Origin of the sequence: Siphonobacter sp. (assembly GCF_048595215.1) — a bacterium.
In the GTDB taxonomy this organism is placed as follows: domain Bacteria; phylum Bacteroidota; class Bacteroidia; order Cytophagales; family Spirosomataceae; genus Siphonobacter.
Genome location: NZ_JBMDWJ010000284.1, coordinates 1 through 10,373 on the forward strand (window position 1 = coordinate 1; position 10,373 = coordinate 10,373).

Sequence of the window (10,373 nt, forward strand, 5' to 3'; positions counted from 1 at the left end):
AATCCCGATCGGATTTTGTACCGAAAATTTTGGTGATGAGTTTAAGCATAGCTATGTGCTAAAGCACCGTTATTCGTGGTTAGTCAGCCCGTACACGTGCTGATTTCATAATCAAGTCGGTTCAGTGGACTTAAAATGAAACCCCCAACCTGGGGTCGTTAAACAATAGGTAGAATACAAATTTACTCGATTCTTTCCACCCAAGAGCAAAAAAACAATTCCTAAATCACGGTTTCAGTTCAAAAGTGGACAAAAGGTTTAATGAATCGGACAAATTGACAGCAGTGACGTCTTTTCGAAGCTATTACCTGAGAAATAGAAACGGTTGGTTTGCTGGGGAAACCATTACTTTTGTAGGTATAACGCCCGAATTGGCAAAATCTTTCCCTATTGGTTCTCCCTTTTATGCTTGGGAAATTATCCTTCTGGATTGAAACGGATTCGAGCGAATCTACGTTCTAAAATCAGCACTGAATCTTTTCACTATGAGCAATACACCACAGGAAAATCCCTACTATCGCCCCGTGCACCGCGAACGGGCCAAGCTGAAAATTCCAGGTTTTGGTGGGGGTAGTACGAGCGGCGGTGGCAAAAGGTCCAGAGAGAAGCGTAGTGATACGGATATATACGTTAAACTGTTGCCTCTGATCATTGTGGCCATTGTAGGTTACGGCATTTATGATACGCTTTCGGCTTTCAAAGGCAAAAAACGCAATCTGATCGATGATCCGCAGACCATTCAGGAAATGAACTGGAAACAGGAAAAAGTATTCAAGAAGTACGCTGATCTGTCGCCACGATCACAACATTATTACCTGGTTATTGGGCAGGAAGGCCATACGAAAACCATTGACTTCGGGCGGGAAAAGACGGAGTTTTGGGACAAAGTAGATCCTTTCAATCACCTCACTAAGGCTCCGGGTAGCTTAAACGTATCTATTGATGCCTACGATAATAGTCGCGATCAGGTAGTGACGATGAAGTTTGAGTAACCTAGTCAGAGTCCTGATTAAACCTTAAAAGGCCGATGAATGTATTCATCGGCCTTTTTCGTAAAGACTGGTCACTAAAAGGAATCAGCTTACGCTTCTACCAGCATCGCACCATACGAGTATCCACCACCGAACGTAGTGACGACGATGTGATCGCCTTTCTGGAAGCGGTACTTGTTCTCATCCAGGCCGATGGCACAACCGGCACAGCCGGTATTCCCTAAGTACTGAATGTTAGATAAAAGTTTTTCCATCGGTAAGCCCAGTTCTTCCATTACTTTTTTGCTGATCCGGAAATTGGCCTGGTGCGGCAACACCCAGTCTACTTCCTCCAGCGTAAGACCATTACGACCCAGAATCTGACGGCTAGCTCGGGGCATGTACTGCACCGCGTGAATAAACACATCGCGGCCATTGGGCATCACAAACCCTTCGTCGTTGGGTTTCAGAACAACCCCTTCCAGGGCCTTCCCTACCGTGGCTGCCCCGCCGGTTAGAATATCAACAATTTTCAGATCCGAATCCGATACGCGTTCATTCGAGAGAAACAGAGCCGCAGCCCCGTCGCCCCACAAGTGCCCGGCTACTTTATCCGATTCGTTGCTGTACGCAGTGTTGTTATCCGACACGACAACCAGAGCTTTCGTCGCTTTCTTCATGCAGAAATACCCCTGAACTACTTCCAGGGCATTCAATAACGAAGAGCAGGCCGTTGATACGGACAGTACCGGAATATCCGGAATTTGAAGATCATGCTGAACCGCATGAGCTAACGATACAATCGTATCGTAAGGGGTGTAGGTAGCTCCTACAATGAGGTCAATTTCCTGAACAGGGTATGGTAACAGGGCTAACCCCTGACGAACGGCTTCCACAGCCATTGTGTTCGTGTTTTCATGGGGGGCAGCTTTCCGACGTTCTCGGATGCCCGTCCTCTCCACAATCCACTGGTCAGACAATCCATTCAGTCGGGCGAAGTGTTCATTTGTAACAACTTGCTCCGGCAAATAGCTACTTATCGCGTTGATATACATAAGGGTCAAGCGGTACAGCTCGTATTTTGTACTTTGCCGTGCTTTTTTGCACTATGCAAAGAATAGTTATCTTCTCGAACTTACCAAATTTCTAAGAGAATAATTCAATAAGACATTGGATAAGTACCAGATAAATTTGCAAATCCTTAATATCCTTTGTTTCGGACGCTTAAAATGCGGCGTTAGACAAGTACTTTTAAGTCGCAAAAAGTTCATACCGATTCCAAAAAATAATATGGTATGGTAGCATACTAAATTCTAGATCCGAAGGCCTATTCGATACGGTCTACTAATGACAAAAACCTGTAAAGCAGTAAGTGCAAACATCAGATTTTTATATTCCCTACTCCTGCACTGTCGAGTTTAGGCTAAAGTCGAAACCAGCGGAGTCGAATATAATTTACTATCAATCAGCTGCTTATTTCCTACTTTAGTACTGAAGATTGTAAAAATCCAGCAGTGAGCCTTTCGTGAAACCTCTTCAACGCTTGTAACCGTCTGCATCGGTCTATCTATTAACGCTTACTTCCTTGATTAGGTTATGCGTGCTCTTGCCCGGTACTGGCAGGTATTTTATTGAAAGATCATTTTTATCAAGGAAGACTTAACAATTTATTCATCCGTTTAACGGCCTTTTGACTCGCAATTAGCTCGAATTTTGCAGCATATTCACTTCCTTTTTTCCCTTAAGTACTATGCATCGTTACCTTCTTTTGTGTGCCGGTTTCTTGGCGGGCTGCCTGTCGGTGCAGGCTCAGCAAACGCCTAAGCGTCCCAAAAACGTAATCCTATTGATTGGTGACGGGATGGGCGTCAATCAGGTATACGCCGCTCAGATTGCCAACAAAGGTCCGCTTCATCTGAATCGTTTTCCATACCTCGGTCTTTCTACCACGCACCCCGTCAAAGATTTTATTACCGATTCAGGAGCGGGTGGTACGGCTCTGTCCACGGGTGTAAAAACGAAAAACGGAGCTATTGCGGTAGACTCTGCCAATCGTCCCCAAGTGACTTTGGCCGAATTGGCTAAAAAGCGGAAACTTTCTACCGGTATCGTTACTACCTGCGACATTACGGACGCTACCCCAGCGGACTTCTATGCTCACCAGGCCTCCCGCTCGCAACACGAAGCCATTGCCGAACAAATGGTCAATGCGGATCTGGATGTAGTGATTGGTGGCGGTATGCGGTATTTCTTTCAACGGAAAGACGGCAAAAACCTACTCGAAGATTTTAAGAAGAAAGGCTATACGGTAGCTGATACTTCCCAGGATTTTACGGCAGCAACCGGTAAGAAGCTGGTTGCTTTCAATGCCGGTATGAACCCAATCAAGGTTAAAGAAGGTCGCGGCCCTATTCTTCGCCAGGAAGTAGAAAAAGCCTTGAGTATTCTTTCCGAGAACACAAATGGTTTTTTCCTCATGGCTGAGGGCTCGCAGATTGACTGGGCCGGTCACGCCAACGACATGGAATATATGGTGACTGAAACGCTGGATTTCGATAAAGCCGTAGGAGCTGCTCTCGACTTTGCGGAAAAGAATGGCGAGACACTCGTCATCGTAACGGCCGATCACGAAACCGGGGGCTTGAGTCTGACGGGTGGTGACTGGCGAAATGGCGTTGTCGAAGGAAAATTTATCTGGATGAATCACTCCGCTAACCCCGTACCCGTATTTGCGTACGGTCCTGGTTCTGAGTTATTTCGAGGTATTTTTCCCAACGTGGAAGTAAACAAAAAAATACAACAGGCCTGGTGGGGCGAAACCATCCTGAGCCGTAAATAGTTTTAGGTTACGTTGTTCGTTCTCAGTAGATAGAAACGTAATTTTTTCTACGCATGGTCAGACCTTGTGGAATCGTTTTAGAAAATACCTTCTAACCCAACACGGCTTACTGTAGACTTGAAACTGACAACTCAATAAGTCGCTAGCTCAAGTAAATCAGGAATGTTGAGAGGCTGTCTACGTCAGACAGCCTCTTTTGTTGATTCAACTCAGAAGTTACTCAGTTTCGTTCACAGCCCCTCTCCCTCTGACATCGAACGGTCTCAGATCATCTACAACAACCAGCCTTCCAGGCTGTATTTAGATGACAAATCCGAAAGACCCGCCAACCCCGGAGGGGTTCAATATGCTTAGCCCCGTATGCAATGCGGAGAATCGTCCAGCCCGGTAGGCACAGCCTACCAACTAGAAAATCCGTAGCAAATGCTACGGATAACCCGTCCCGCTATCTTTACCCGGTTTATCCTACCAAACGGAAAACGGAAAACCGCGGCTCCCGCCACACTAAACCAAAAACTCAAAACTTACCACCTGCTTCAAATCCGGATGCAGACTTTCGGCCACCGGGCAGGTAAGGGCCGCGTTTTCCAGTTTCTTCCGGCGGGTTTCCGTGAGCGGTTGATTGGTTTTGATTTTCAGTTTTACTTCCAGTTGGCCAATCCGTCGGGGACTCTCCGCCATACTTTTCGTTACTTCTACTTCAGTGCCCGTAATGTCAATTCCATCGCGTTGGGCCACAATACCCATAATGGTAAGCATACACGATCCCAGAGCGGATGCCACCAGATCCGTCGGTGAAAACGCCTCTCCTTTGCCGTGATTGTCTACGGGAGCGTCCGTTAAGATTTCTGAACCTGACTTGAGGTGAACACCCTGCGTGCGGAGCTGTCCTAAGTACGTAATTTTTGCAGTTGCCATAGATACTGAATTAAAACTTCAAAAGTAAACCTAAGAACTAAATCCGCTACAGGTACTCAAAGATTTGCGGACAAAACCTCTGTAAAAATTATTTTTCTTCCCGAAAGCCCCTCTCCCAACGATCAGCTGGGTTTCCTCTAAAATACTTACGCAAGGCAACTTTTTCTACGCATTCCCGGTTAGCTCATTACCTTTGTATTTACGTTGATAAACCCATTGTTTGTCAAATCAGCAATTGATATTGGGATGATCGAGCTACCCGTTATTACGAAAACTGAACCGGCTGGTTTAAACAGACCGGGTTCTTCTACCCGTAAACCCGAATGGTTGCGAGTAAAACTCCCGACGGGTCCGGAATACCGCAATGTGCGGCAGGTGGTGGATGAATACAAGCTTCACACCATTTGTCAGTCGGGCAACTGTCCCAACATGGGCGAATGCTGGGGAGCGGGTACGGCCACGTTTATGATTTTAGGCAATGTCTGTACGCGTTCCTGTACGTTCTGTGCGGTAGCGACAGGCCGTCCGAACGAATATGACGCCGACGAACCCCGACGCGTGGCTGAGGCCATTAAAATCATGGGCGTGAAACACGCCGTGATTACGTCCGTGAACCGTGACGAATTGAAAGACCGGGGAGCAGAAATCTGGTATGATACGGTTCGTCTGACGAAAGAATTGAGTCCGAGTACGACGATTGAAACCCTGATTCCGGATACGAAAGGAAATTGGCCTGCTTTGGAACGCATGATTTCGGCTGGTCAGGAAGTGGTTTCACACAATATGGAAACTGTGGAGCGGTTATACCGTCCCGTCCGTCCGCAGGCTAAATACAGCCGCAGTCTGGAGCAAATTCAGCGTACAAAAGCGTTCGGTAAGCGTACCAAGACCGGCATTATGCTGGGCCTGGGCGAGACGCAGGAAGAAGTCTTTAAAGCGATGGATGATCTGGTCGAAAACGGACTGGATATTCTGACGCTGGGCCAGTACCTGCAACCGACCAAAATGCACCATGAAGTGATCGAATGGATTCACCCCGATACCTTCGCGATGTACAAGGAGGAAGGCGAACGACGCGGCATCAAGTACGTCGAAGCGGGACCACTGGTTCGTTCCAGTTACCACGCCGAACGTCACGTGCACGTGTAACGGATGAATTAACATTACGTATGTAGTACATGAGACAGCCTCGCTTGTTATAAGCGAGGCTGTTTGCGTTTTAGGTATATACTGCTCGTAAAACAAGTACGCCTAATTTTGGGTTGTATCCTCACAATTTCCCCTGATTTGCCTTGAAGTACGACATCATCATTACGGGCGGAGGGATGGCCGGGCTGAGTCTGGCCTATTACCTCAATCACAGCACCTTACGTCATAAGCAGATTCTGATTATTGACCGGGAACCCAAAACCCGTAACGACCGTACCTGGGCCTTCTGGCAGGCGGGTGAAGGAGCGTTTGAATCCATTCTGTATCGGCACTGGAATAAGCTCTGGTTTCACGGAACTGAGGGTTTTTCCCAACAATTAGACCTCGGCCAGCACCAGTACAAGCTCCTTCGGGGTAAGGATTTTTACGCTTCGATACGGGCTGATCTTTCCCGTAATCCCAACATTCAGTATCTATTTGCGGACCTGCATTCGGTGGAAACCTCGCAGGATTCGGCTCTGGTGCAAACTTCAAAGGGTGAGTACCGGGCTGCGTGGTGTTTCGACAGTACGACTCCCATGCAGGCCATTCGAAACTTAACCAAAGAAGCCGCTGCTCTACCCGCCCCTCGCTGGCAGGAACTCTTACAGCATTTCAAGGGCTGGGTAGTTCGTACTGAAAAACCGGTATTCGATCCCGAAACACCGATCATGATGGACTTCCGGATCGAACAGAAGAACGAATGTCGGTTTGTATACGTCATGCCTTTTTCCGCGACGGAAGCACTCGTTGAGTTCACGCTCTTCACACCTGCTCTACTGACACCGAACGAATACGACGAAGCGTTGCGAGCTTATCTGAAGGATTTTTTCAGTTTGGAAACCTACGAGATTACGGAAGAAGAAACGGGCATCATTCCCATGAGTGACGAGCCGATGCCCGAACAACCTTCGCCGCACGTCATCCGGATTGGAACCGCCGGGGGATACACCCGGGCCAGTACGGGTTACACGTTTACGCGTACGCAAAAGCGACTGCAGGCGTTGGTGCGTCAATTGGAAAAAAACTTCTCGCAGTCTCCGGTAACCAACCGACCCATCTCGGCTCAGTACCGTTTTTATGATCAGGTACTCCTGAATGTATTCCTGAAAAATCGGTATTCAGCGGCAGCAGTCTTTACCGATTTGTTCCGCAAGAACCCCGCTCCCCTGATTTTTCGCTTTCTGGATGAGGAAACTTCGCTTCGGGAAGACCTGGGCGTTCTGTATTCAGTACCCGTTATTCCCTTTACGATGGCTGCTTTTGACGTTTTTAAGAGAAATATCTCGGAAATGTTCAAACGGTAAGCCTACATATTTGGTGAATTTCCGCTGAATGTACAATTTTGCAAAAGTATCCAGAGGCTCCAGTTAGGGCACCAACCGAGTCTAGAACGCTACGGTGGTTTGACGATACGGACTTTGTTGCTAGTAATCAGCTATTTCAGCAACAGTCAAAAACGTTCAATTCCTTCCTTTGGCCGAGGACTACGAAAAGTTTACATGGATTCGTAACTCCCAAAATCATTCTAATTTACAGAACATGCCTTATTTGTTCACTTCTGAGTCTGTATCTGAAGGACACCCCGATAAAGTGGCAGACCAAATTTCAGATGCCCTCATTGATCATTTTTTAGCCTTCGACCCCCAATCCAAAGTAGCTTGTGAAACGCTGGTAACGACGGGCCAGGTTATTCTGGCGGGTGAAGTGAAGTCTTCAACGTACCTCGACGTACAGAGCATTGCTCGTGACGTGATTCGCAAGATTGGGTACACGAAGTCGGAATACATGTTCGAAGCTCATTCCTGCGGTGTTCTTTCGGCCATTCACGAACAGTCTGCGGATATCAATCAGGGTGTGGATCGTTCCAGCCCCGAAGAACAGGGTGCCGGTGATCAGGGGATGATGTTTGGTTACGCGACCCGCGAAACGGACAACTACATGCCCTTAGCTCTGGACTTAGCTCACAAGATTCTAAAGACGATGAGCGACATCCGGAACAACGAACTTTCGCTAATGCCCTACCTTCGTCCCGATGCCAAATCGCAGGTGACGATTGAGTACAACGATGATAACGTTCCCCAGCGGATCGATACGATTGTCGTTTCTACCCAGCACGACGATTTCGCGGACGATGAAACCATGCTCGCCAAAATTCGCGAGGATGTGGTAGCCATTGTCATTCCCCGCGTAAAGGCCAGTCTGAAGCCCGAATTACGTGGCCTATTCGAGGGCGAAATTACGTACCACATCAACCCAACGGGTAAATTCGTGATCGGTGGTCCCCACGGGGATACGGGTCTGACGGGCCGTAAAATCATCGTTGATACCTACGGTGGTAAAGGTGCACACGGCGGTGGAGCTTTCTCGGGTAAAGATCCCTCGAAAGTAGACCGTTCAGCAGCTTACGCGACGCGTCACATTGCCAAAAACCTGGTCGCAGCGGGTGTAGCGGATGAAGTACTCGTTCAGGTATCCTATGCCATTGGTGTAGCCGAGCCCTGCGGTATCTACGTAAACACCTACGGAACCTCGAAAGTAGGACTGTCCGACGGTGACATCGCTTTGAAAGTAGAGAAGATTTTCGATATGCGTCCGTACTTCATCGAGCAACGTCTGAAACTACGTAACCCGATCTATTCCGAAACAGCGGCCTACGGCCACATGGGACGGGAATCGAAAGTAGTGACGAAGACGTTCAAATCACCCGATGGAGCTACGAAAGAACTCGAAGTTGAGCTCTTCACCTGGGAAAAACTCGACTACGTAGAGAAAGTAAAAGCTGAATTCGGTCTGTAATTTGAGACTGAAGACAGAAAAAGACCTGAGCTGGAAACGGTTCAGGTCTTTTTTGTTGGGAAGAAATCAAAGCTAGTAGTCTACAATCTTACTGGAATACAGTATACTTGTTGTTTCAGTCACTCTTCCTTTCCAAAACATTTTTCTTCCTCAGTTAAAACCTGTATGAAACACTTCATTACTACTTTTCTGCTCTGCCTAGTGGCGTGTTACGGATTTGCTCAATCGACCAAAGTAGTCGTTCGGGCCCGGGCTAAAGACGCCAAATTTATTGGTACGGGTATTGGCGGGGCTTACGTCGTTATTCGCCATGACCTGACGGGTGAAATTCTAGCCCAGGGCTTGACGACGGGTAATTCCGGCAATACTGACCTAATGCTCAAAACGCCCCATCAGCGGTACGACCGCCTGACGGATGACCAGACCGCCCGCTTTGAAGCAAATCTTAAACTCGATGCCCCCACGTTTGTAACCATTGAAGCCACGGCACCCGTCAACCGGAAAAGTGCTGCGGTCAAGGCCAGTACGCAGCTCTGGCTCATTCCCGGGAAGGCCATTGACGGTGAAGGAATCATCCTGGAAATCCCCGGTTTTATGCTCGATATTCTTGAACCACAAACGCATCAGGTTTTGAGTCTCAATGCATTGAAAGATAATCAGGTTAAACTGAAAATCAATCTGGTGATGATGTGCGGTTGCGTCATTACCAAAGGCGGGGTCTGGAATTCCGAGCAGATTGAGGTAAAAGCCTTTGTGAAAAAAGATGGTGTAGCTCGGGGCGAAGTGCCTTTGAATTTTGCCGGGATCGATAATATTTTTGAGGGCAGCCTGCCCATTAAGGAAAAGGGCATGTATGAAGTACAGATTTATGCGTATGATCGCATTACTAAAAATACGGGTCTGGATCGGATGAATTTTGTCATTCAATAAGTTCGTAGTTTTTAAACCTATGGATGACGCTTACCGTACGTATATCCAACCCACCTTACGTACCCTTCAATCATGAATGAAAAAACCAGAATCGACGCTCTGGAAGCCGAAGTACAACGACTTTCCGGCCAGCTGGCGATCTATCAGCAACACCTCCGTCAGATTGAGCGGGAACTGCTCCTGCTTCGACGCGGCGAAGAAACCGCCTCTGTACCCTCAACGCCCCCCGTACCTCCCGTTGCCGTACCCCCGCGTCCGATCTCCGTACCACCACCACCGGTAGCGGCTCCCCGTCCCGTTACGCGTTCGCAAACGCCCACGGAAGAGTACATCGGTGGCAACCTCCTGAGTAAAATAGGGATCGCGGCTCTGGTAATCGGCATGGCCATTTTCGTAAAATATGCCTTCGACAATGATCTGATTGGTCCCTGGGGTCGTTTGCTGCTGGGCTGGGGACTGGGAGCGGGTTTAACGGGACTGGCCCTGTGGCTGAAACCCAAGTATCTGACCTACAGTGCCGTACTCCTGAGTGGCGGCGTTGCTACGGCGTATCTAACTACCTATGCGGCGTTTTACTTTTACCATTTTCTGCCGCCGCCCGTCGCTTTTGGACTGATGGTGGCGATCACCCTCTTTACCGTCTGGCAGGCCACGCAGTACGAAGTTCAGTGGATTGGACTTTTCGGTCTTGTGGGAGCCTATGCCGTGCCCTTCCTCGTCGGCGGTAA

At 48.3% G+C, this 10,373-nt stretch carries 9 protein-coding genes and 1 riboswitch; of the genes, 7 read left to right on the plus strand and 2 right to left on the minus strand.

From position 1 onward, the window contains the following. Nucleotides 1–485: 485 nt before the first annotated feature. The gene (locus ACOJTG_RS17715; protein WP_420155041.1) at nucleotides 486–992 is read left to right on the plus strand and encodes a hypothetical protein; all 507 of its coding nucleotides are present in this window, start codon (nucleotides 486–488) and stop codon (nucleotides 990–992) included. A gap of 89 nt (nucleotides 993–1,081) precedes the next feature. On the opposite strand, the gene ACOJTG_RS17720 is transcribed toward ACOJTG_RS17715, so the two are convergent. Continuing rightward, nucleotides 1,082–2,026, minus strand: a complete 945-nt coding sequence (locus ACOJTG_RS17720) for a 3-oxoacyl-ACP synthase III family protein (protein WP_094816580.1) — start codon at nucleotides 2,024–2,026, stop codon at nucleotides 1,082–1,084. A 695-nt stretch (nucleotides 2,027–2,721) separates the two neighbouring features. Here ACOJTG_RS17720 and ACOJTG_RS17725 point away from each other — a divergent pair. Beyond that, nucleotides 2,722–3,810 carry an alkaline phosphatase gene (locus ACOJTG_RS17725; protein ID WP_420155042.1) on the plus strand — a complete coding sequence of 363 codons (1,089 nt, stop codon included), beginning with the start codon at nucleotides 2,722–2,724 and terminating at the stop codon, nucleotides 3,808–3,810. A 504-nt stretch (nucleotides 3,811–4,314) separates the two neighbouring features. Here the strand turns inward: ACOJTG_RS17725 and ACOJTG_RS17730 are convergent. Further along, the gene (locus ACOJTG_RS17730) at nucleotides 4,315–4,728 is read right to left on the minus strand and encodes an OsmC family protein (RefSeq protein WP_094816907.1); all 414 of its coding nucleotides are present in this window, start codon (nucleotides 4,726–4,728) and stop codon (nucleotides 4,315–4,317) included. 246 nt (nucleotides 4,729–4,974) lie between these two features. On the opposite strand from ACOJTG_RS17730, the gene lipA reads away from it, so the two are divergent. The 5 genes from lipA to ACOJTG_RS17755 all read left to right on the plus strand — a co-directional run. Beyond that, nucleotides 4,975–5,877, plus strand: coding sequence for a lipoyl synthase (gene lipA, locus ACOJTG_RS17735; RefSeq protein ID WP_420155047.1), 903 nt, complete (start codon nucleotides 4,975–4,977; stop codon nucleotides 5,875–5,877). A 143-nt stretch (nucleotides 5,878–6,020) separates the two neighbouring features. After that, nucleotides 6,021–7,223: a lycopene cyclase family protein gene (locus ACOJTG_RS17740; RefSeq protein WP_420155043.1), complete on the plus strand. Its 1,203-nt coding sequence runs from the start codon at nucleotides 6,021–6,023 to the stop codon at nucleotides 7,221–7,223. Between the two features lie 41 nt (nucleotides 7,224–7,264). Beyond that, nucleotides 7,265–7,384, plus strand: a riboswitch (SAM-I-IV-variant riboswitch). Between the two features lie 74 nt (nucleotides 7,385–7,458). Further along, on the plus strand, nucleotides 7,459–8,715 hold the full coding sequence (metK, locus tag ACOJTG_RS17745) for a methionine adenosyltransferase (RefSeq protein WP_420155044.1): 1,257 nt from the start codon (nucleotides 7,459–7,461) through the stop codon (nucleotides 8,713–8,715). 165 nt (nucleotides 8,716–8,880) lie between these two features. Continuing rightward, the gene (locus ACOJTG_RS17750; protein ID WP_420155045.1) at nucleotides 8,881–9,645 is read left to right on the plus strand and encodes a hypothetical protein; all 765 of its coding nucleotides are present in this window, start codon (nucleotides 8,881–8,883) and stop codon (nucleotides 9,643–9,645) included. A 72-nt stretch (nucleotides 9,646–9,717) separates the two neighbouring features. After that, on the plus strand, nucleotides 9,718–10,373 hold a 656-nt coding region (locus tag ACOJTG_RS17755; RefSeq protein WP_420155046.1), incomplete at its 3' end, for a DUF2339 domain-containing protein.

Bases quoted from the DNA above. Each gene is read 5' to 3' on its own strand.
- ACOJTG_RS17715 (WP_420155041.1), top strand. From the start codon at position 486: ATGAGCAATACACCACAGGAAAATCCCTACTATCGCCCCGTGCACCGC.
- ACOJTG_RS17720 (WP_094816580.1), bottom strand. From the start codon at position 2,026: ATGTATATCAACGCGATAAGTAGCTATTTGCCGGAGCAAGTTGTTACA.
- ACOJTG_RS17725 (WP_420155042.1), top strand. From the start codon at position 2,722: ATGCATCGTTACCTTCTTTTGTGTGCCGGTTTCTTGGCGGGCTGCCTG.
- ACOJTG_RS17730 (WP_094816907.1), bottom strand. From the start codon at position 4,728: ATGGCAACTGCAAAAATTACGTACTTAGGACAGCTCCGCACGCAGGGT.
- lipA (WP_420155047.1), top strand. From the start codon at position 4,975: ATGATCGAGCTACCCGTTATTACGAAAACTGAACCGGCTGGTTTAAAC.
- metK (WP_420155044.1), top strand. From the start codon at position 7,459: ATGCCTTATTTGTTCACTTCTGAGTCTGTATCTGAAGGACACCCCGAT.
- ACOJTG_RS17750 (WP_420155045.1), top strand. From the start codon at position 8,881: ATGAAACACTTCATTACTACTTTTCTGCTCTGCCTAGTGGCGTGTTAC.